Source organism: Sorangium sp. So ce117 (assembly GCF_051524395.1).
GTDB classification, from domain to species: Bacteria; Myxococcota_A; Polyangia; order Polyangiales; family Polyangiaceae; genus Sorangium; species Sorangium cellulosum_B.
Map to the genome: position 1 here is coordinate 824,732 of NZ_CP150309.1, position 21,447 is coordinate 846,178.

General features: G+C 72.8%; 18 protein-coding genes. 8 read left to right on the plus strand and 10 right to left on the minus strand.

Going from position 1 to position 21,447, the window contains the following annotated elements; all coding sequences use genetic code 11:
• Positions 1-161: 161 nt before the first annotated feature.
• The gene (locus WMF46_RS03135; RefSeq protein ID WP_437984231.1) at positions 162-662 is read left to right on the plus strand and encodes a hypothetical protein; all 501 of its coding nucleotides are present in this window, start codon (positions 162-164) and stop codon (positions 660-662) included.
• Here the strand turns inward: WMF46_RS03135 and WMF46_RS03140 are convergent, their stop codons facing one another.
• The 5 genes from WMF46_RS03140 to WMF46_RS03160 all read right to left on the minus strand — a co-directional run bounded on the left by WMF46_RS03140 (position 663) and on the right by WMF46_RS03160 (position 7,320).
• Positions 663-2,120, minus strand: coding sequence for a cyclic nucleotide-binding domain-containing protein (locus WMF46_RS03140; protein WP_437549372.1), 1,458 nt, complete (start codon positions 2,118-2,120; stop codon positions 663-665). It lies immediately after the preceding gene.
• A 161-nt stretch (positions 2,121-2,281) separates the two neighbouring features.
• Positions 2,282-3,328, minus strand: a complete 1,047-nt coding sequence (locus tag WMF46_RS03145; RefSeq protein WP_437984232.1) for a retropepsin-like aspartic protease — start codon at positions 3,326-3,328, stop codon at positions 2,282-2,284.
• A 3-nt stretch (positions 3,329-3,331) separates the two neighbouring features.
• Positions 3,332-4,492 carry a hypothetical protein gene (locus WMF46_RS03150; RefSeq protein WP_437984233.1) on the minus strand — a complete coding sequence of 387 codons (1,161 nt, stop codon included), beginning with the start codon at positions 4,490-4,492 and terminating at the stop codon, positions 3,332-3,334.
• A gap of 75 nt (positions 4,493-4,567) precedes the next feature.
• Positions 4,568-5,413: a ribokinase gene (locus WMF46_RS03155; RefSeq protein WP_437906935.1), complete on the minus strand. Its 846-nt coding sequence runs from the start codon at positions 5,411-5,413 to the stop codon at positions 4,568-4,570.
• 35 nt (positions 5,414-5,448) lie between these two features.
• Entirely contained in the window at positions 5,449-7,320 is a 1,872-nt protein-coding gene (locus WMF46_RS03160) for a vWA domain-containing protein (protein ID WP_437984234.1), read from the minus strand.
• A 363-nt stretch (positions 7,321-7,683) separates the two neighbouring features.
• On the opposite strand from WMF46_RS03160, the gene WMF46_RS03165 reads away from it, so the two are divergent.
• Together WMF46_RS03165 and WMF46_RS03170 are read left to right on the plus strand one after the other, a co-directional pair.
• The gene (locus tag WMF46_RS03165; protein WP_437744098.1) at positions 7,684-8,493 is read left to right on the plus strand and encodes an SIR2 family NAD-dependent protein deacylase; all 810 of its coding nucleotides are present in this window, start codon (positions 7,684-7,686) and stop codon (positions 8,491-8,493) included.
• 175 nt (positions 8,494-8,668) lie between these two features.
• Positions 8,669-8,875 carry a DUF378 domain-containing protein gene (locus tag WMF46_RS03170; RefSeq protein ID WP_437984235.1) on the plus strand — a complete coding sequence of 69 codons (207 nt, stop codon included), beginning with the start codon at positions 8,669-8,671 and terminating at the stop codon, positions 8,873-8,875.
• A gap of 28 nt (positions 8,876-8,903) precedes the next feature.
• Here the strand turns inward: WMF46_RS03170 and WMF46_RS03175 are convergent, their stop codons facing one another.
• Positions 8,904-9,752 carry an alpha/beta fold hydrolase gene (locus WMF46_RS03175; protein ID WP_437984236.1) on the minus strand — a complete coding sequence of 283 codons (849 nt, stop codon included), beginning with the start codon at positions 9,750-9,752 and terminating at the stop codon, positions 8,904-8,906.
• A gap of 210 nt (positions 9,753-9,962) precedes the next feature.
• Between WMF46_RS03175 and WMF46_RS03180 the strand changes: the two genes are divergently transcribed.
• Both WMF46_RS03180 and WMF46_RS03185 read left to right on the plus strand, forming a co-directional pair.
• A complete protein-coding gene (locus WMF46_RS03180; protein WP_437984237.1) occupies positions 9,963-10,832 on the plus strand; it encodes an isocitrate lyase/PEP mutase family protein in 870 nt (289 codons plus the stop codon).
• A 10-nt stretch (positions 10,833-10,842) separates the two neighbouring features.
• Positions 10,843-12,018, plus strand: a complete 1,176-nt coding sequence (locus WMF46_RS03185) for an acyl-CoA dehydrogenase family protein (protein WP_437984238.1) — start codon at positions 10,843-10,845, stop codon at positions 12,016-12,018.
• A gap of 122 nt (positions 12,019-12,140) precedes the next feature.
• Here the strand turns inward: WMF46_RS03185 and WMF46_RS03190 are convergent, their stop codons facing one another.
• Together WMF46_RS03190 and WMF46_RS03195 are read right to left on the minus strand one after the other, a co-directional pair.
• On the minus strand, positions 12,141-12,761 hold the full coding sequence (locus tag WMF46_RS03190) for a glutathione S-transferase family protein (protein ID WP_437984239.1): 621 nt from the start codon (positions 12,759-12,761) through the stop codon (positions 12,141-12,143).
• A 25-nt stretch (positions 12,762-12,786) separates the two neighbouring features.
• Positions 12,787-13,461 (minus strand): glutathione S-transferase family protein, encoded by a 675-nt coding sequence (locus WMF46_RS03195; RefSeq protein WP_437984240.1) that lies wholly within the window; start codon positions 13,459-13,461, stop codon positions 12,787-12,789.
• Positions 13,462-14,240: 779 nt separating this feature from the next.
• Here WMF46_RS03195 and WMF46_RS03200 point away from each other — a divergent pair.
• Entirely contained in the window at positions 14,241-14,831 is a 591-nt protein-coding gene (locus WMF46_RS03200) for a GNAT family N-acetyltransferase (RefSeq protein ID WP_437984241.1), read from the plus strand.
• 97 nt (positions 14,832-14,928) lie between these two features.
• Here WMF46_RS03200 and WMF46_RS03205 read toward each other — a convergent pair whose 3' ends face one another.
• On the minus strand, positions 14,929-15,420 hold the full coding sequence (locus tag WMF46_RS03205; RefSeq protein ID WP_437984242.1) for an N-acetyltransferase family protein: 492 nt from the start codon (positions 15,418-15,420) through the stop codon (positions 14,929-14,931).
• A 37-nt stretch (positions 15,421-15,457) separates the two neighbouring features.
• Positions 15,458-19,711, minus strand: a complete 4,254-nt coding sequence (locus WMF46_RS03210; protein ID WP_437984243.1) for a tetratricopeptide repeat protein — start codon at positions 19,709-19,711, stop codon at positions 15,458-15,460.
• 362 nt (positions 19,712-20,073) lie between these two features.
• On the opposite strand from WMF46_RS03210, the gene WMF46_RS03215 reads away from it, so the two are divergent.
• Together WMF46_RS03215 and WMF46_RS03220 are read left to right on the plus strand one after the other, a co-directional pair.
• On the plus strand, positions 20,074-20,673 hold the full coding sequence (locus tag WMF46_RS03215) for a peptidyl-prolyl cis-trans isomerase (protein WP_437984244.1): 600 nt from the start codon (positions 20,074-20,076) through the stop codon (positions 20,671-20,673).
• A 56-nt stretch (positions 20,674-20,729) separates the two neighbouring features.
• Complete coding sequence (locus WMF46_RS03220; protein ID WP_437984245.1) at positions 20,730-21,026, plus strand: polyhydroxyalkanoic acid system family protein; 297 nt, start codon at positions 20,730-20,732, stop codon at positions 21,024-21,026.
• Positions 21,027-21,447 lie beyond the last annotated feature (421 nt).

Below are 21,447 nucleotides of genomic sequence, written 5' to 3' on the forward strand. Positions count from 1 at the left end.
CGGCGTGTGGGCGCGCGTGCGAGGCGGCCCGCAGCGCGCCACGCTGGCCCCCACCGCCCGGGTGCATCTATCCTGGACGGGCGGCTTTGGCGATGAAGATCCGGGGGTCGGCGCTCATGCACACGAGGACCTACCTGCAGACGCGGTGGGGGAGCCAGGCCATGTCCGCCCTCGACGCCAAGCTGCCCGCCGCCGCGCGGGCGGTGTTCACGGCGCCCGATCTCGCGGCGCACAGCTGGTATCCCATCTCGGTCTGGAACGCGATCGCGGACGAGATCTCGCGGTGGCCCAACCGGTCCGGTGTCATCCGCGATCTCGCGGCCTACGTGGCCGAGCAGGACCTGACGCTCGCGCACAAGGTGCTGCTCAAGCTGGGCACGCCCGCGCTCGTCATGCGGCAGGCCGGCGTGATGTGGGGCATGTACTTCAACGGCGGCCGGCTCGCGCCCCTCGCCGAGGGAGAGCGGTTCTTCCGGCTGATACTTTACCTGGGGGTCGACCCGCAGTCCGACCCGGGGCGCCAGATCTGCAGAGACGCGGTGCCGGCGTGGCAGGAGAACGCGCTCCGGCTCTCGGGCGCGCGAGGAGGGCAGAGCCTCCACACGAAGTGCCGTTTCGAGGGACACCCCACGTGCGAATACGAGGTGCGCTGGCTCCGCTAGTCACCACTTGGTGCAGAAGGCGAACAGGTTCACCTGCGCCTCTTCGGCGAGCACCTCGACGGGGGTGCTCCCGAACTTCGACCGGGCGAACAGGGTCCTGAGATCATCGGTGCTGCGGTGGATCAGCTCCCACTCGAGGACGTGATCCATGAACGCCTTGCTCGGGTTGTTCACCCCGAAATTGCCCACGACCGCGACGCCCCCGGGCAGGAGCTTGTCGTGCATGCAATTGAGGAGGCTCACGACCAGATCGTCGCGGAGATAGTCCGTGAGCCCGATGCTGTAGATCATGTGCTGGGGCTTGAGCACCGTCCTGCCGCGGCCGTGGGCCAGCCGCACCACGTTGTCCTGCGCGAAGCTGAAGCGGTCCATGACGCCGAGCTGGTCGGCGATGCCGGCCGCGTAGGCGAGGGCCTGGTTGTCGATATCGATGCACGTCGCCTTGATGTCGGGCAGCTCGCCCCCCTCCGCGAAGAGGTCGAACAGCTCCCGGGCGGGGCCGCTCGCGAGGCTGGTGATGTGGACCGGGCCGGACGCGTGCGCGCTGCAGGCGTCCCGGAGCGCGCGGCTCAGCACGCCTCTCCTGTTCTTGACGGCGCGGCAGGCGTCGATGGCGAGCCCCCACTGGTCGATGAAGCGGCCGAGGCGGCCGTCGCCCGCGGGCTCGTCGTTGTACATCATCTCGATGGTGTAGAAGTCGCCCGCGTAGCCGCGCGGCTTCGTGTAACACCGGTCGACGGTGCGGCTCAGCATGAAGAGCGAGAACGTCTCGCGGAAGACATAGGCGCCGATGCCCTTCTCGAGGTGGCGCTCGCGCTCGATGTGCTCGCGCAGCGCGGACACGATCGTCTGGCACGCGGCGCTCACCTTCTCCTGGATCTCCGCCTCGGGCTGCTTGGCCTCCTTCACCATCCTGTCGGCGATCATCATCTCGAACTTGAACTGTTCGACCGTGTCGATGAGCTTCGGAGGGATGTTGTTGGTGCCGGCCTGGCCCGTCCTCGCCGCGTGAAAGCGGTTGACCTGCGGCACGTCCTCGACGAGGAGCGGCGGGAGCATCGCGGTGTTCTCGCGGAGGCGCTGGGCGAGCATGATCGCGAGCGACTGGTAGAAGCGCGCCGCGAGCCCGGGGACGGAGGCGAGGAGCGAGTGCACATACGGGCCCTCGATGACGTCGAGCGTGCACTCCTCGCGGGCGACGACGGAGGCGCTCGCGGCGGCGCTCTCGAGGAACGACATCTCGCCGAAGATGGCGCCGGGGCCGAGCTGGCGGAGGGCCACGCCGCGCCCGAGGTGGGCGACCTCGACCCCGACAAGGCCGCTGCGCACGATGAAGATGCCCTGCCTTCGCGAGCCCTCCTCGAGGATCTGTTCGCCCGGTCGGTAGGTGACGCAGCTCGACTTCTCCAGCAGCAGCCGCTCGTCGTCCTGGGTCAAGAACTCGAAACCTGTCGTCATGATGCCTCCCGAGCGCCGCGGGCGCCCCGGACTCGCAGAGGAACGGATCTCTCCCCTCCGCCGCGGCGACAGAGGCGTCCACGCGTGCGCCCCTTCTACCACGACGCATCGCGCCTCCGCTGAGGCATGGCGGTCCGCGCGTCGCGCGGTCCTTCACCGGGTCACCGCGGGGCGCAGGCCGCGAGGCCGCCGTCCTCGGCGAGCACCAGCACACAGGCGCGGAGCACATCCATGCCGGCAAATCCGTCCGACGGACAGGTCGCCCGCCGCTCGCCGGGCAGAAGATCGAACTCCGCGGCGGCGTCGAACCCCGCCATCCGGAGGCGAGCGCCCGAAAGGACGGGAACGGTGTGCCTGCCTGAGGCGGCGTAGGCGCTCCTGTTGCCGGTCGCCCGGCGCGACAGCCGCTTCCCCGCGGGGGAGACGGCGAAGAGCGAGCTCTGTGACGCCCCCGAGTCGATCTTCAGCGTGACGTCGATCCCCTCGACGCTTGCCCTGGCGGTCAGCTCGCTGCCCTGGTTCGGGCCGCCGCAACGGGCGAGCTCCACGATGGCGGCCTCGCCGAACCGCGCCCGGAGCGCGCGTGCGGCCTCGTCGCGCGGAGCTTCGGTCATCCGGCCCTCGCGCAGGTCGAGCACGACGGCGCGGCCCGGCCCCGCCAGCTCCTGAGGCGCGACGACGCCGCCGATGCCGATGCGCTGCAGGACGTCGGGCATGCGGACGACGAGCAGCGCGGAGACCTCGACCCGGCCCCACCCGGAGAGCGCGAGGCTCGCGTCCTCGAGGCGGGACACCGCGAGGGGCCTGCCCGCGTGGTCGACGGCGACGTCGCCCGCGGTCGAGAGGGGCAGCGCGAGCTCGTCGGCGAGCCAGCGGGCGAGGACGTGGTGGGAGGCGCCGGTGTCGACGATCATCACGGCCGGCTGGCCCGCCACGACGGCGTCGATGAGCGGCGAGGGGAACGCGCGATCGTCGAGGTGGTACTGGAGGCTGGCCCGGCGCTCGGGGCCCGCCGCCGGCGCCGCCGGGGGGCCCGCGGGCGAGGACGCGTCGCCGGCGCCGGCGCCGGTCGACGCCGCGCTGCGCTGCGTGGCCGGCGCGGCGCGGACCGCGGCGGGCTCGGCGCAGCCGGCCACCGCGAGCGCGCCGGCCGCGGCGGCGGCCGAGAGCGCGGCGAGGAGCTGCCTGCGAGCGCGCGGCACGAGCATCCGCTACTCGACGCAGCAGAGCGTCGACTGCCCCGTGGGATCCAGCGAGCCGCTGAGGTTCGTGCGCGCGGTGCAGGTGGAGCTGGTCGGCGTGCCGACGAGGTGAGCCGGGGGCGAGTAGGCGTACCCGCAGTACCGCCCGCCCTGCGAGATCTGGGCGTGATCGAAGCAGCTGTAGTCGTTGCCGAGCTCGACGCGCACGTAGTTGCAGTCGCCGCCGCTCGCGGTGCACGAGCACGACGAGCACGTCCGGGTGTCGTTGTACCCCCGGAACCAGTCGCTCTCGCGCCGCGCATAGCCGCTGCAGGTGGCGCTGCCGGACACGAGCGCGCATTGCGTCGCCGGCGAGGCCTGCCTCGGGACGCAGGCCTCGCCGGCGCGGCAGCCCGCGCCGGCGGTCGCGTGGCAGAGCTTCCTGGACTCCTTCCACGTCGCCGGCGCGGGGATCGCCGTGCCGGTCGCGGTGCAGCTCTGGATCACGTCGAAGAGGCCCGCGCGCACGCCGCCCCAGTCGACGAACCCGTTGTTGATCGGCTTCGAGTCGCACGTGAACCCGACCCGCTTCGCGAGCGTGCCGCGCGTCCCGGCCTCGTCGGCCTCGCACTGCGACTCGTCGGCGTAGAGGTAGAGATCCGCCGCGCAGTCGGTGGGGTTCGGCGTGCAGCCGCAGCCCTCGCAGCCGCTGCCGGAGAGGCCGCGGAAGAGGAGCGTCTCCTTCGCGGTGAACCCGTCAGGGCACGGCTCGGTCGCGTCCACGACGACGCCGAGCTCGAAGTTCGTGGGTGCCGTCAGGCAGACCGCGCCCTCCGCGCAGTCCGAGTCCGCGCAGTCGACGGCGTCGTCGCAGTCGTCGTCGCCGCCATTGAAGCAATCCTCGACCTGCGTGCAGCCGGTCGTCGTGCTCGTGCCGGTCATCGCGCTCGTGCCGGCGCTCGCGCTCGTGCCGGCGCTCGCGCTCGTGCCGGTGCTCGCGCTCGTGCCGGCGCTCGCGCTGGAAGGTTCGGTCGTCCCGGCGCCATCACCGCCGCCCGACCCGCCCGCGCCCGCGAAGTTGCGCTCCTGGACACTGCAGGCCGAGAGGCTGACGAGCGCTGCTATCGCAGGCCCGCGAAAGTTCGTCATGCCGCCAGGATAGCCGCCCTTGCAGGCGAGGTGCAGGGTCATGTCTTGGAGGCGCGGCGCTCACCGCGAGGGGGGCGTGATGGGCGAGGTGCCCTGTGACGCCGGGAGGAGAGGCCGTCACGGAGCCGTGGCGCGCTGGAGGCGGCGCTCGACCTCGGCGCGCGTCGGATACGATGTCTGACACCCCTCGCGCTCGACCGAGATGCCCGCCGCCGCGATCGCGAACCGGAGTGTGGCCTCGATCGCCATCCCGGAGGCGAGCCCGCCGGCGAGCACGCCCGTGAGGGCGTCCCCGGCGCCCGTCGTGTCGACGGCGCGGGCCGGCAGGGCGGGGAGCTCCTCGCCCGACGGCAGCAGCACCGCGCCGCGCGCGCCGCGCGTGAGCACCACGCGCTCCGGCAGGTGACCGCGCAGCGCCTCGTGCTCGATCTCGTTGACCACGGCGAGATCGAACCGGCCGACGAGCTCGGGATCGATGGCGTTGACGGGCGACGGATTGCAGATCGACAGCGCGCCGTCGGCCCGCGCTGCCGCGAGCACGCCGTCGATCGCCGCCGCCGGGATCTCGCCCTGGCAGAGCCAGACCGAGGCCCCGCACGGCGAGGGCGGCGTCACGAGCGCGTTGGCGCCGGGGATCGCGAGGATCTGGTTCTCTCCGGCCTCGTCGACGCAGATCAGGGCCACGCCCGTCGTCGCGCCGCGGTGGACCGCCACGGCGGAGAGCTCCACCCCGTCGGCGGCGAGCGCGGCCGCGCAGAGCTCGCCGTGGGCGTCGTCGCCGCGCGCGCCCGCGAGCCGCACGCGCGCCCCGGAGCGCGCCGCCGCGACCGCCTGGTTCGCGCCCTTGCCGCCCGGCGCGACGAGGAAGCGGCGGCCCAGCACCGACTCGCCGGGGCGCGGCAGCCGCGGGCCGTAGCCGATGAGATCGGCGGTGATCGAGCCGCAGATCGCGAGCAATCCCATCACCGCCGCATACCACGAACGAGGCCGCGCGCGCGTCAGTCGGCGTTCACGGCCACGGCGTCCGTCTTGCCATTGGCGAGCGCGCCGGCGCGGCGGATGACGCCGATGAACTCCTGCTGATCGCCCTTGCTGGACGCGGCGGCCCTCGCGATCTTCTCGATGTCGGCGAGCCTCCAGGAGCGCGCGTGCGGGCTGTGGCGCAGGACCTCCGCGAACCCCGCCACCGCGGACGCGAAGCGGAAGTCGGCCGGGGCCGCGTCGAAGGTGGGGGCGATGGCGCCCGGGGCCATCTTGACCAGCGTCTCCTCGGCCGTGTTCGAGCCGAGCGGCGCCTTGTGGCGGAGGCGCACGACGACCGGCGCCGCGCCCTCGCCCTTCGGCGCGGTGGCCTTGAGCTCGACGTCGTAGATGGCCGTCACGCTGTGCCCTGCGCCGATCTCGCCGGCGTCCACCTTGTCGTTCCGGAAGTCCCGGTCGGCCACGTCGCGGTTCTCGTAGCCGATGAGCCGGTAGCTCTTGACGAAGCTCGGGTCGAACTCGACCTGGATCTTCACGTCGCGGGCGATGACCTGGAGCATCCCGCCGACCTGCTCGGAGAAGACCCGCCGCGCCTGCGCCTCGCTGTCGATATAGGCGTAGTTGCCGTCGCCCTGGTTGGCGAGCTGCTCCATCATGAGATCCTTGTAGTTGCCCTGGCCGAAGCCGACGGTGGACAGCGTGATCCCCTTGTCCCTCGCGCGCTTGATGGTCTTCAGGATCTCGTCGTGGGAGGTCGGGCCGACGTTCGCGTCTCCGTCGGAGAGCACGATGACGCGGTTGACGTGCCCCTTCACGAGCGTCCGCTCGGCCAGGCTGTACGCGAGATCGATGCCGCTCGACATGGCGGTGGAGCCGCCCGCGGTGAGGTCGGCGAGGGCCGCGAGGATCTTCCCCTTGCTCTCGATGCCGGTCGGCGCGAGCACCTCTCGCACGCTGCCCGCATAGGTGCAGAGCGCGACGGTGTCCCCCGGCTTGAGGGTGTCGGTGAGCATCTTCAGGCTCTTCTTCGCGAGCTCGATCTTGTCCGGCGACTGCATCGAACCGCTGGTGTCGACGAGGTACACGAGGTGCACCGGGGTCCGCTCCTTGACCGGCACGCGCTTGCCCTGGACCGCCACGCGCACGAGGTGGTGGCCCGACGTGAACGGCGAGGGCGCGGCCGCGAGGTGCACGGCGAACGGGCCTGTCGCGGGCGACGCGTAGCCGTAATCGAAGTAGTTGAGGAACTCCTCGGCGCGCACGGCCTGGTACGGGGGCAGCGCGCCATCCATGATCTTGCGGCGCGCGATGGCGTAAGAGGCCGTGTCCACGTCGATCGCGAACGTCGAGAGCCGGTCCTTCGCGGGGTCCTCGACCGGGTTGACGCCGTAGTCCCGGTACGTCTCGCTGCCCTGGGGCTCGGGCGCGGTGACGGCGACGGCCGGGGGCGGGGCCGCGGGGCGCGCCACGGCGGTCGCCGCCGGGGCGGGCGCCTTCTTGGGCGCGGGCGCGCCGCCCGCCGTCACGCGGACGCGCGCGTCCGCTCCGGGCGCGGCGCCCGCCTTGGTCGCCCGCGACTGCGCGGGCCCCGGCGAGGCCGGCGAGGGCGCCACAGGGGCGGCCGCCACGGGCGGGGCCGGCGGCGGCGCGGCCTCCGCGGCGGGCGCGGCGCCAGGGTCGCTCGCCGCGGCTTCCTCGCGCTTGGCGTCGGACGCGCTGCCCTCGTCTTGCGCCGCGTCGAACTCCGGCTGCGTGGCTCGCCCGGCGGGGGCCTCGGTCGGCGCGGCCGATGCGGTCGCAGCCGTGGGGGCAGGCGTGGAGCCACCGCAGCCGATGAGCAGCGCGGTGACGAGGGCGGGGGCGACGAGATCGAGGGGCCGGGTGCGCATTGAGGTGTCCTCCTTGAAGGGGATCGCGAGGGCGGATCCCTGCTGTACGTTCTCGTGGGTCGGCCATCGCCGATCGCCACACACAGGTCCTTGCGGGGGCCGCACGCGCGGCTGCCCCATGGTGCGTTTTCCACGGGCGAGACGGGCCCTTCGCCGCTTTCGCTGCGTGAACGCCGCGTGTCGCCGGTCGTCCGGCGAGCCGACGAAGGGGCTCTCGCGGCCGGGGCCCGCTGTGGCGGGGCTCGGCGCGTCCGAGTGCCAGGGAAACGCGGTCGTCTCGGCCGGCTTACACCCGAAATCGACGGGAGCTCGGGTCGGGTCCTCCGCCCGCCTCCCTCTCGATCTATCCTCAGGGGGTCCGTGATGAGCGAAACGAGCCGCGAGCGCTTCCAGTCCACCCTGTGCCGCGCCAGGAAGATCGCCGTCCTGACCGGCGCAGGCGTCTCGGCGGAGTCGGGTATCCCCACGTTCCGCGGCGCTGGGGGGCTGTGGCGGCGTTACGAGGCGACGAGCCTCGCGTCGCCCGAGGCGTGGCGGCGCGATCCGGGCCTCGTCTGGGAGTTCTACAATCACCGCCGGGAGCGCGCCCTCGGCTGCGCGCCGAACCCGGGTCATCACGCGCTGGCGCAGCTGGAGGCGCGGTGGCGGGAGGCCGGCAGGGTCTTCACCCTGATCACCCAGAACATCGACGGCCTGCACGAGCAGGCCGGCTCCAGGAGCCCCGTGCGCCTCCACGGCTCGCTGTGGCAGGTGCGCTGTCTCTCGTGCGGGAGCGTGACCGAGAACCGCGACGTGCCCATCACGCCCGCCTTCGCGGGCAGCGGCTCCCCCGATCCGGAGGCCCCTGCCCGCCGCTTCACGGCGGCGGAGCTGCCGCGCTGCGGCTGCGGCGGCGTCCTTCGCCCGCACGTTGTCTGGTTCGGCGAGGCCCTCCAGGAGAGCGATCTCGCCGCGGCGGCCGCCGGCGTCGAGGGCTGCGATCTCCTGCTCGTCGTCGGTACGTCGGCCGTTGTGTATCCCGCCGCCGGCTTCGTCCCCATGGCCAAGCGCCACGGCGCCCTCATCGCCGAGGTCAACGTCGAGCCGAGCGCGATCTCCGGCCTCTGCGACGTCGTGTTCACCGGCGGCTCCGGCGCGATCCTGCCCTCCCTGCTCGACGTCACGCCGGCGTGAGCGCCGCGGCCTGACGGGCGCGGCGAGCCGGCGGCGTCAGCACGGCGAGGCGAGCCGGCGGCGTCGGCGCGACGCGCTGTCGCGCCGCAGCGGGCGCGCGGTGCACGCATCGCGCGGCGCGGCGCGTGCTTCTGCCGGGGTTATGGAGCAGGTCAACCGTGGGATCTCAGGGCTGATGTGGGCGGCGATCGCGCTCGTCGTGATCGGCGCCCTTAACTGGGCGTTCGTTGGGCTGTTCGAGTTCGACGTGGTCGCCGGGCTCTTCGGCAGGCTCAGCGCGCTCAGCCGCATCATCTACGTGCTCGTCGGGCTCGCCGGGCTCTATCTCCTCTACGGCGCGGTCCAGCTCGGAAAGCGGGCTCGGGTCACCACGATGCCCTGAGGGCGATGCGCCCGCGCACCCCAGGCGCTCATATGCCCGGGCTGGCCTGGCCGCCGAAGCCGCGCGGACGGGCGGCGATCGCGCGCGCCTCGATGAACCGCGACACCGCGTCGACGAACGCCTCGGGGTTCTCCACCTGCGGCATGTGCCCTGTTGCCGGGATGAAGGTGAGCTGCGACCCCGGCAGCGAAGCGTGAAGCTTCTTCGCGTCGTCCGCGCTGTTGCCGAGGAGCTGGTCCGCCTCGCCCCAGACGAGGAGGGGATTCAGGCTGAGCGGGGCCCGGATACCTCCTTGGATGGCGGCGTCGAGCACCGCCTCCAGCTGAGGTGGATTGGCGCTCTCCAGGACCTCCCGCAGGGCAGCCGGGGCGCGGCCGGGATCGGCGTAGGCGCGGCTCAGGACCCCGGGGCTATAGGTCTGCTTCCGCATCAACGCGCGCAGCACCCGGCGGGGCAGCGGCCGCGCTCCGAGCCAGCCGACGAGGCGCGGCAGCGGGGGGATGGGAACGCCGTTGACGAACACGAGCCCTCGGCAGCGCGCCGCGAACAGGGTAGCGAAGCTCGATACGACCGAGACTCCGAAGGAGTTGCCGACGCACCACGCGCTGGAGACACCCAGCTCGTCCAGGAGCCGCTCCAGCCAGCGCGCATAGGCGTCCAGGGAGCCGAGCCCTGGGGCGTCCGTGCGCCCGATGCCGGGCAGATCGGGCGCGATCACCTGGAAGCGCTCCGCCAATCGCTCCCAGACAGGCGCCCAGTGCATCGACGCCCCGCCCCAGGCGCCGTGCACCAGCAGCAGCGGCTCGCCCTGCCCGCCCACGTGGACGCTGGCAGGGCGGCCGTCGATCGCGATCTCCTTCACCGAAACCGTGCTCATGCCCCTCTCCTGTGCGGAATCATCGCGGGGCCCATCCTGCCCCCGGCCGCCGGGGGCCCGCAACAGGAACGCACGCCGCCGCGCGCCCACGTCCCTCCCTCTTGCGTGTGCGGGCGTTGGTTGGGCGCGCCGCGGCGCGCGGCGGCGCGCGGCGCCTCTCGGCCCTTCGCGCTTGCCTCACGGGCAGCCGATCGCGGTATCGTCCCCGCCGTGTCCTCCGCTCAGAAGCTCCGCGATCTGCTCGCCTCGCCCGGCCTCCTCGTCATGCCTTGCTGCTTCGACGCGCTGTCGGCGCGGCTGATCGAGCAAGCCGGCTTCTCGCTCTCGTTCATGAGCGGCTTCGCGGTCTCCGCCGCGCGCCTCGGCGCGCCCGACACGGGGCTCATCTCGTATGGTGAGATGGTCGATCAGGCGCGGGCGATCTGCGGCGCCGTGTCGATTCCGGTGCTCGGCGACGGCGACACGGGCTACGGCAATGCGATGAACGTGAAGCGCACGGTGCGCGGTTATGCGCAGGCCGGGCTGGCCTGCGTCATGATCGAGGACCAGGTCGCTCCCAAGCGCTGCGGCCACACGCGCGGCAAGCAGGTCGTGCCCCGCGACGAGGCGTTCACCCGCGTCCAGGCCGCCGTGGACGCGCGCGACGAGGGCGCGGGCGTGCTCATCATGGCCCGCACCGACGCCCGCCAGACGCACGGCTTCGACGAGGCGCTGGCCCGCGCGCGGGCGTTCGCCGACCTCGGGGCAGACATCGTGTTCCTCGAGGCGCCCGAGAGCGTCGAGGAGATGCGAACGTTCTGCCGCGAGGTGCGCGTGCCGACCATGGCCAACATGGTGGATCACGGCAGGACACCGGTGCTCCCGCCGGCCGAGCTAGAGGCCATCGGCTACAAGATCGCGGCCTATCCGCTCACCCTGCTCTCGGTCGCCGCCGCCGCCATGCGCGAGGCGCTCGCGGCCCTGCGCGCCGGCCGGCACCCCGACCCGCGGATGAGCTTCGCGGCGCTCCAGGAGATCGTCGGGTTCCCCGAGTACTACGCTGAAGAAGTGCGCTATGCGCAGCCGCCAAGGAAGGGGTGAGTCGAGCACCATGACCACGATGTCCTCTGCCGCCCCCGCGTCGCTCCTCGACGCGGCGCGAAGCCTCGTCCCGCTCGTCCAGGAGCACGCCCAGCGGGGAGAGCGCGAGCGCCGTTTGCCCGATCCGGTCGCGAGGGCGCTCCGGGAGTCGGGCATCTTCCGCATGTGTCGTCCGCGCGCGCTGGGCGGGCTCGAGGCCGACCCCCTCACGGCGCTGCAGGTCATCGAGGAGCTCTCGCGCGCCGACGGCGCGGCAGGGTGGTGCGCCATGATCTGCGGCACGACCGGCGCGTTCGAAGCGTACATCCCGGCGGAGGGGGGCAAAGAGATGCATGCGAGCCCGGATGTCGTGACCGCCGGCGTCTTCGCGCCGAGCGGGCGCGCCGTCGAGGTCGAGGGAGGATATCGGGTCGCCGGGAGGTGGGCGATGGCGAGCGCCTGTCATCATTGCGACTGGCTGGGCGGCACCGCGGTGGTCTTCGACGGGATGGCCCCGCGCCTGCTGCCCGGGGGCGTCCCCGAGGCCGTCGTGCCGATGTTCCGCGCCTCGGAGTGCGAGATCCTGGATACGTGGAGCGTCTCCGGCCTCGCCGGCACCGGGAGCCACGATTTCGCGGTCGTGGACGTCTTCGTGCCGAGCAGCCGGTGCATCCGACTCCCGATGACGGCTCCGACGCATCCAGGGCCTCTCTTCGTGTTCCCGCTCTTCGGCTTCCTCGCGAGCGCGGTCGCGACGACCGCGCTCGGGATGGCGCGCGCGGCCATCGATGAGCTGGTCCGGCTCGCGGCGACCAAGCGGCCGAGCGGCATGACGACGTCGCTCGCGACGCGGCCCTCGACGGCGCTCGCCGTGGCCGAGGCCGAGGCCACGCTGGGCGCGGCCAGGGCCTACCTCTTCGAGGCCGTCGGCGCCGTCTGGGACGCCGCGGTCTCTGGAAGGCCGATCTCGCTGCGGGAGCGGGCGCGCGTCCGGCTCGCCGCGACGAACGCCGCCCTCGGCGCGGCGCGCGCCGTCGATCTGGCGTACACGGCGGGCGGCGCCACGGCGCTCTACGCGGAGAGCCCTCTTCAGCGCAGCTTCCGCGACGTTCACGCCGTCACGCAGCACGCCCTCGTCGCCCCGCACACGCGCGAGGTCCAGGGCCGTGTGCTCCTCGGGCTGGACACCGAGCTGCCGATGTTCTGAGGGGCCGTCCGGGAGCGGCGAGGTGGATCACGAGAGGGCGGAGCGGGCGACCGAGCGAAATTACGCCGCAGCGAGCTTCACTCTGCGGATGAGCCCGTAGCGCACGAAGATGCGCCCCGCTCTCATCCCAGGGGCAGATCCACCCACCGCTCGAATCCAGGCCGGCGCTTGATGCGGCCGTACCACGCGTCGACGTGCTGCAGCGCGGGCCGCTCGGCCGGCAGGTTGTACCACCGCTGCGCCGCGACACCGAGGGGGATATCGGCGAACGTGAAGTACTCTCCCGCGACCCACGGGTGCCGTGACAGCTGCTTGTCGAGGATCCCGAGCGCGGCGAGCGCCGACTTGCGCGCGGCCTCGATCGCGCCCTGATCGCGGCGCTCTTCGGGCGTGCGAACGAGCTGCACGAGGAGCGTCCGGATCGGGGGCCACAGGGTCCCGAACTGCCAGTCGGTCCAGGCGTCGGCGCGCGCCCTGTCGGCGAGATCGCTCGGCTGGAGCGGCGGCGACCCGTAGCGCGAGAACAGATAACGCACGATCGCGTGCGACTCCCAGAGCACCAGCGGGCCGTCCTCGAGCGTCGGGACCAGCCCGTTCGGGTTGAGGGTGAGATAGTCGGCGTCCTTGACGCGACCGAACGGTCCGCCGGCGTCGATGCGCTCGAAATCGAGCTTGAGCTCGTCGAGCGCCCAGAGGACCTTTTGCACGTTCGAAGAATTCTTGTGACCCCAGAGTCTCAACATGATGTCCCTTGTCCCTCGGCGCTGCTCAGGCCGCCGTCGTCGCCGCCGGCTTCACGAATTTCGCGAAGCGCTCCACATAGAACTCGACCGGATTCTGGATGGCGCGGACCGCGGGGCGCGCCTGCACGGCCTCGATCCACGCCCGGAGCCGCGTGAGCTCCGCGGGGATGGAGAAGTCGCGGAGGCGGCCGACCGCCGGCAGCCGCTCGAACCATGGGTAGAAGGAGAGATCGACGAGGCTGATCTCGGCGCCGAGCCAGTAGGGCCCCTGGCCCGACGACCTCGCCAGCGCCTCCCGCTCGATGAACGCGAGCACCTCGCCGAGCGCCTTGCGCCCCTCCGCCTCCTGGTCTCGCGTCTCGGCCCTGAGCAGCTGGGTGAACGCCGGTACGAGGCGCGTGTTCGCGTGATCGATCCAGATCCTCGCCAGGGCGCGCCTGCCCGGCTCCCTGGGCAGGAGCCGTGGCTCGGGGAACACCTCGTCGAGGTACTCATTGATGATCGCCGACTCCCAGATGCGGTGGCCCTCGTGCTCGATCGCCGGGACCTTGCCGTAAAGCGAGGCGTCGACGAACGCCCGCGGCTTGTTCTGCAGATCGACCTCGGTCAGCTCGAAGTCGATCGCCTTCTCCTGCAAAACGAGCCTGGTGCGGTGGGCGAAGGGGCACGCCTTCGCGCTGTAGAGTCGCAGCTTCGTCATCCTGTTCTCCTTGATGGCGTGCGCCACGCGAAGAGCTCTCCTGCTCTCAGGCAGAAGGGGCGCTCCGCTCACGGGCCGTCGTCGTGGCAAAGAGCAGGGAGCGTGCCAGGGCTTTATTGCAGGAACTGCAGGAACGGATCACAATCGTCCGCGCTGACCGCGCGCTTGCTGCGACGGGAGCAGGGATTGCTGGTGATGTGTTGCTGAAGCAGCAGTGAATCCGGCGTGGGGCGTGGGAAGGCCTCTGCTGATGGATGGTCGGCCCCTGTCGAGTACCCGGTAGACGTCGCGTCCGTCGGGATGAGGCGTGCTCAGATCTTCATCCTTCCTCCTCGTGTCATGGTTCGCAGCCCGCGCCACCTCAGCCAATGGCACCTCTGCTCGAGCGGTCATCCGTCGTCCACGCGCGGGCGTGGACGTGGACCTCCTCCCGGTGTGCCGGGAGGGCGCGCTGATGTTTTCCGCCTTACTCTTCTATGGCGGACAATAGTCTGCTATGACGGACATGTCAAGGCGCTCCGCGGTAGCGTCGATGTCCTCGGCAAGAGGTGTGTGGACCGGCGTGCAGCGGCGATGATCGCTGCGGAGGCCGGGGATTGACCGGATGTGCGAGGGCTGTCTTCGTTGTAAGGTGCGTGCCGTGACGCCTGCTCTCCTCGACGCCCGAGCACTTCATGGCTCGCATGGCTCGGGACGTGACCGTCGCGTGGGCCGATGGCCTGGGCAAGACAGCATTACCGTCGTCAAGCGCATGACGGCGACAGGCATGGAGCGACGCGATGACAGGTGAGCGCCCGCCGGACCGCATCCTGACCGCTCGGCTGACGCTGCGAGCGTGGCGGCCCGAGGATGCACCTCTGATCAGGGAGGCGATCGACACAAGCCTTGCGCACCTGCGGCCCTGGATGCCGTGGGCCGTGCACGAGCCTTCTTCCGTGGAGGCGACCGCGGCGCTCCTGGAGAAGTTCCGGGACGACTTCACGGCAGGACGCGACTTTCATTATGGCATCTTCACGCGCGACGAGCGCGCCGTGCTCGGGGGTACGGGGCTCCATCCCCGGATCGGCCCGGGCGCGATCGAGATCGGCTACTGGCTCCGGGAAACCGCGACGCGCTGCGGTTACGCGACCGAGGTGGTGGCAGGCTTGACCCGGGTCGCGCTCGAGGAGCTCGGCGTGAGCCGCGTCGAGATCCGCTGCGATCCGCGGAACACCGCGAGCGCCGCCGTGCCCCGGCGGCTCGGGTACCGGCATGTGACGACGCTCGAGGCGAACGCCCTGACGCCCGCGGGCGAGCCGCGCGACACGATGGTGTGGGTCCAGACGGCCGCGGAGCCCTCGGGATCGCGCCGGGGAGGCCGAAGCTCATGAGTTCATCGCCCTCGGCCAGCGCGCCGGGAGCGACATCGGATTCGGATGTTCGGATCGAGGAGCGGCCGGCGCGCCGATAGCGGAGCGGACGCCGCGGTCACTCGAGCCCGAGCGTCATCTCGATCATCGTGCGACGGAAGCCGAACCGCTCGAACAGGCGCTGCGCGGCGGCGTTCTGCGTCGCGGTGTGGAGCACGATGCGCGGCGCGCCCAGGGCCTGGAGGCGCGCGATGACGGCCCCGAGGAGGATCGCGCCCGCGCCCAGCCGGCGCGCGGGCTCGGCGACATAGATGTCGTGGAGGGCGCCGCAGGTGTCGAGGAGGCTGTTCCAGTCGCGCGGCTCCCGGCGGCCGTAGGCGTAGCCGACCAGCGCCGGCTCGGCGCCGGTTCGCTCGGCGACGACGATCGCGGCGTCGGGGTTGGCGAGCTCGCTCGTGAGCCATCGCTCGTAGCCCGGCTCGATCGGCTCCAGGCACATGAAGCGGTGCGGATCGAGGGCGTGGTGCAGGCGGACGAGCTGCGCGGCGAAGCGCGCCACCTCGGGCATGTCGGCGCGCACCGCGAGGCGGGCGTTGACGGAGGGGGACATCCGCCAGGATAGCCGAGCGCCGGGCGCTCGCTCGGCCTCAGCGCCCCTTGCCCGCTCCCAGGCCCTCCAGCGCCTGCTCCGCGTCGCGCCGGTAGGCGTTGTCGGTCGGCGCCGTCTCCAGGAAGCGCTGGTAATGGTGGACGGCCTTCTCGCGGTTGTTCGCCGCGCGGAGCGCCTCGGCGAGGAGGAAGTGCGCGTCGAACAGCCACGGCGGGGTCGAGCGGTCCGGCGCCTCGCCCAGGGTGACCGCCTGCTCCATCTCGCTCGCGGTCCCGGCCCGGTTGCCACGCGACGCGTAGATCTTGCCGAGGCGGTAGTGCCACTCGGGGACCTTGTCGTTGGCCGCGATCGCCTTGCGCCACGCCTCCTCCGCGGCCGCCCAGTTGCCCTGATCCTGGTAGCAGAGCGCCATCGTGGCGTAGGCCTCGTAGCGGGACGGCCGCTTCTCCAGCGCGATCTTCAGATCCGCCAGCGCGTCCCGGCTCGCCCCCTGCTTCTGCAGCAGCACGCCGCGCTGCCAGTACGCGTCGCCGAGCTCCGCGTCGAGCTCCAGCGCGCGCCTCAGCGCCATCTCCGCGCGCGCGGTCTGGGCCGTCTCGTTGGCGCCCCAGCCGACGTAGAGGTGGTACTCGGCGCGGTTCGGATCGAGCTCCGCGGCGCGCTCCAGGAAGCGCAGCGCCTCGGCCATGTTCGTGCCGCGCACGAGGAGCGCGCGGCCGAGGAAGTGGTTCGCCTCGGCGGAGTTCGCGCGGTCCTTGAGCACGTCGCGCAGGATGGGCTCCGCCTGGCTCGCGTGCCCCGCCATGACCTGGGTCGAGCCGACGCGCAGCTTCAGGTCGATGTCGTTCGGCGCCTTGCGGAGCGCGTCGGCGTACATCTCCAGCGCGCGCTCGCTCTGGCCGGTCTCCTCGAACAGGAGCCCGCGCTCGAGCGCGAGGCCCGGGTAGTCCTTGTCGGCCGCCGTGACCTTGTCGAAGATCTTCGCGGCGTCCTCGAACCGGCGCAGGCGACGGTACGCCACGCCCAGCTTGAACTGGCTGCCGAGGTCGTCCTCCTTCGCGAGCGCGAGCTCGAGCTCCTGCCGGGCCTCGTCATACCGCCCGGTCTGGAGCGCGACCTCCGCCTTGGCCTTGTGCAGCGCGGGCAGGTCCGGGAACTTCGCCGTCGCCTCCGACAGCCTCTCCGCCGCCGCCTCGTTGCGGCCCATGCTGGACAGGAGCGACGCCAGCGCCACGTACGCGTCGACGACCTCCGGGAGGTTCTCCGTCGACTTCACGGCGTCGAGGTACGCCTGCTCCGCGTCCTTCTTGTTGCCGAGCGCGAGCTCGGTGCGCCCGAGCCAGTAAGCGACCTGCGGGGCCGCCGCGTGGGTCTTCTGCAGCTCCTTCAGGAGGTCCTTCGCCTCCTTCATGCGCTCCTGCGCCAGCCACGTCTTCGCCTTGCCGAGCTGCGCGGCGAGGTTCTGGGCGTTGGCCCGGGCCGCCGCCTCGAAGCGCGCCTGCGCCTCGGAGTAGCGGCCCGACCGGTAGAGGACCTCGCCGTTGCCGATCAGGGCGCGCACCGCCTGCGGGTCGAGCTTCACCGCGGCGGCGAAGGCCTGCTCCGCCGCGCTCATCCGCGACCTCGTGAGGTGGATGGCGCCGAGCAGCGTGTACGCGTCGACGATCTCGGGGTCGCTCGCGGCGGCCCGGGTCGGGCCGTCGCCGGTGACCTTGCCGAGCAGATCGAGCGCCTCCTGCTCGCGGCCCGGGGTCTGCCAGAGCAGCGACGCGATCAGCGTGCGAGCCCCGACGTGGTCGGGCGAGGCCTCGAGCGCGCCGCGGGCGCTCGCCTCGGCGCCCGCGGCGTCCCCGGCGAGGATCTGCGCGCGGGCCAGGCCGTAGAGCGTGCGCGCGCTCTTCTGGAGGCCGCTCGCGTGCTGCCACGCCGCGATCGCCTTGGGAGCGTCCTTGGCGGCGAGCTCGATCTCGGCCGCGAGGACGGCGAGATCGATGTCGTCCTTGAGCTGCGCGGCGAGCGCCTGCGCGGCCTGCCGCGCGCGCGGGAGCTCGCCGCTGGCCGCGGCCTGCGCCGCGACGGCCATGGAGAGCAGGTCGCCCGGATGGGAGCTCGCGAGCGTGAGCATCTCCTTGCCGAAGGCGTCGTCGACGGTCCGGTGCCCGAAGCGGATGCTCCGCGCGAAGGCGATGTACGCGGCGTAGGCCATGGTCGCCCGGTGGCGCGGCGCATTGGCCCGCGTGGCGTTCGCGTCGTTCAGCGCTCCGTTGGCGGCCGACGCGGTGTCCTTGGCGAAGGCCGTCTGGGTCCGCTGGCGGAGCTCGGCGAGCGCCCCCTCGTGCGCGAAGGCGTTGAGCCGGTCGCTGATGAGGTTCACGCCGAAGGCGCCGACGTCCGGGACGAGCGCGAGCGCGCCGCCGCTGACGGCGGCGACCGCGAGCGCCGCCACGACGTAGCGCTTGATCTTCGACTTTTGCGGCGGCGCTTCCGTGGTCGCCGCGGGCTTCTCGGCCTGCGCGCCGGGACCGGCGCTCAGGTCGCCGATCTCGGTGCCCGCGCCGGTCAGGTCGACCTCGTCCCCGACGCTGGGGTGCGGCTCGCTGAGCTCGATGCCCCGATCGTCGGCGTCCGCTGGCGATTGCGTGAAGTTCGCGGAGCGGTCGGACGGATCGTAAGGGGTGGGCGCGCCGCCGGGGGCGAGCTGCGTGACGCTCTCGCCGAGCGCGATCTCGTCGCCGAAATCGGCGGCGCCGAAGCCGGTGGTGGACGCGGCGCGGGCGTCGGCGGGCGGCGCGGCGAGGAAGTCGGCGGGGGGTATGGCGCCGAAGTCGACGGGCGGCATGGCGCCGCTGCTGGGCGGCTCCGGCGCTGCCTGCGGCGGGAGGGGGCGCGGCCCGGGCGCCTGGAATGCGGCGCCCACGCGCGAGTCGTCGTAGTCCGGCGGGGCCTCGTCGAAGAGCTCGGCGCCGACGATGGTCCCCGGTCCTGCAGCTGAGCCGGCACCGGTGGCCTTCGAGGGGAGGGCGGAGCCGGCGGCCTTCGAGGGGAGGGCGGGGCCGGTGGACTTCGAGGGGAAGCCCGCGGGGGCCGAGGCAGGGAAGCCCGCGGCGGTCGGAGAAGGGAAGCCCGCCTGGGCCGCGGCCGGGAGCCCGGCGCGCGCCGGCGAGGGGAGCGGCGCGGAAGCCGGCGTGGGCAGGCCCGTGTTCGAGAACGGGGCGGGCATGCCGATGACGGCCGGGGCCGAGCTCGGCAGATCGCCGGCGACGATGGGCAGGTCGCCCGCGGACATTGCGGGCAGCTCGGCGTCGCCGTCGCCCTCGAGCGGCAGCTCGAGCTCGCCGAAGCCGAACGACATGGATCCGCTGCTGGAGCGCGCCGGAGGAGCCGGGGGCGCGTCGTCGTCGAGGTCTCCGAAATCGTACTCCGGGGCCACGCGCGGGGGCGCGTCCCCCGCGCCGCGGGTGCGCCCGCGACCGAGCGGCTGCGTGGTGGCCCCGGCGTTTCGCCCGCCGAGCCCCGCGTTCCGCGCACCAGGCCCCGAGGGTGCGCCCGGCGCCGACTCTCGATCGCCGAACCCGAGGGTGCGCCGGCTGCTCGGAGGCAGCGGCTCGACCCGCGCCGGCAGGTCGGTGCCGGCGAACGCGGTCGGCGTCGCCGGGGCGGTGCGGGACTCCGCGCGCGATCGCGGCGGGAGCGCCACCGGCGCCCCGGGCGCATTGCCGTAGACGACCGGCAGATCGTCCGGGTTGAGCCCTTGCACCTCGGCGTCCGTCGGGTTCGGGAGCTCGACCATGAGATCGATCTCTCCGAAGCCGCGCCGCTGCGGCACCGTCTTGGCGTTTCGCCGATCGGACGGGGCGGGGCGATCGGGGACGTCCGGCAAGCCGATCTCGCCGAAGACCTCCGGACCCGGCGGCTCAGGAGGCGGCGCGGGCGGCGCAGGCACCGCGGGCGCCGCGCGGCGCGGCGGCGTCGGTACCGGCGCCGCCGCCGGCCCGGGGCGTCGGGGAGGCGCGACCGCGGGGAATGCGATGTCCTCCGGAGCCGCCATGGGCAGATCGGCGTCCTCGGGCGCCGCCGGGGCGCTCCGCTCCGAGAGCTGAAGGCCTCCCGCCCCGGCCCGCGGCGGGGGGGTGGGCACAGGCGTCGGCGCGGGCGCTGCGCTTGCGCCCCCCTTGGTCACCAGCAAGCTCGTACCGCACTTCGGACAGCGCATCCTGAGCCCCGCAGGGGGGACACGCTTCTCGTCGACCTGGTACGGCGATTTGCACCCGTCGCACTCGACCTTGATCATGCTTCCCGACCCGATGCCGGCGCTGCGAGCGCCTTCGCAGGCGCCCCCACGCTCGTTCGGCCTCCGAAAGGCCGGGATGCCCCGACATCCGCTCTCCTTACTAGCAGGGGTTGTGGTCCTTAGGATCGCCTCTTCTGCCGGGCGCCCTCAAATCGGCGACTTCCTCGGGCATGTCGCGTGCTTCGTCCGGAAGTAGGAAGCGGACAGCGCGCAGACGCGGCGCGGCCGGGGACGGAGGGGGGCGGGGACGGGCGGGGACGGGCGGGGACGGTAACGGAGCGGCGACGCCGTCTGGCAGGCGGCGCGTGTCGCCATCGCGGCCTCGCCAAGCGTCCTCCACCTGTGCTAACGCGCTGCCGCTCATGCAGCGCTCGACGGCGGTCATCTACACGCTCTTCTTCGCGGGCGCGCTGGCGTTCGTCATCACGCACGGCGGCTCGAAGGGGCGCGACGCGGCCAGCGCGCCCGCCGACGCAGGCCCCGACGCCGCCGACGCCGCCGCCTCGCCTGCGACGGCCGCGGCGGGCGACGCCGACGCGGGGAGCGACGCCGGCGCCGAGGGCATCGTCCAGGAGCGCGGCCCCGAGCCTGCGGGGCGATCCGACGCGGGCGTCACGCTCCTCTCGGGAGAGGCGCCGCCCTCGCTGCCGGCCGAGGCGCCGAAGAAGGTGCGCTTCGGCGTCGTGCTCCTCCAGTACCGCGGCGCGCAGGGCGCGGCGCCGACCGCGCGCTCCAAGGACGCCGCGCTGGCGCTCGCCAGGGAGCTCGCCGAGGTGGCCAAGACGGACTTCAAGGCCGCCATCGAGAAGGGCGACAAGGGGTCGACCGACGACCTCGGCTACATCCCGCGCGGCGTGCTCGAGCCCGCGCCGGAGTACGAGCTGTTCAGCCTCCCCAAGGGGGGCGTGAGCGGCCCGGTCGACACGCCGCGCGGCTTTTGGATCGCGCGTCGGATCGAGTAAGTAAAGCGTACCGCGCGCGGCGCGTCGCCGTGGACGCGAACGAGTGGAGATACCGTATGGCGACGATCGACATCCGTCGGCAGCACGCGCTCACCAAGGACGAGGCCAGGAAGCGCGCGGAAGAGCTTGCGTGGGGCATGGAAGACAAGCTCGGCATCCAGTGGCGATGGGATGGCGACGTCATCCGGTTCGAGGCGCCGGGCGGCGCCGCGAAGGGGACGAAGGGCCTCGTTCGCGTCGAGGCGTCCGCGGTCCATGTGGAGATCGATCTCCCGTTCCTGCTGAAGGCGATGAAGGGCATGGTCGAGTCGAAGGTCAACGACAAGCTCGACGCCGTGCTGGGCAGGGCCTAGCCCGGCAGCCGGGCCAGGCGTGCCCCGGCGGCTCGGTCGACCGGGGCGCCCCGGCCGACTCGCGCTCCCTCCTCCTCAGCCCCGCAACCCCGCCTCCTCCTCGCGAGCGAGCGACCTCCGCCCGCTCGCGCGCGTCGCGCCGCGCGCGAGCGCGCCCACCGTTCTTCGTTTTCCGGCGGTTCCGGCGGCGTACGTGGTCGACCGGCGTGCTCCGCGGATCTCCTCGCCGGGCGCGGGCGCGCGCACATTCGTGTCCGCCGCTCGACCCGCCGCGCGCGCGGCCAGGCTGCCCACTCGACGCCGCTCGACGCTGTTCGAGCCCGCTCCCTGCCCAGCGCGCTTTACTCCGTCAGGTTCGGTTCGCTACTCTCCGCCATCGTCATGCGGTGCGCACAGATGAGACCCCGTTCGGAGGCGTCGC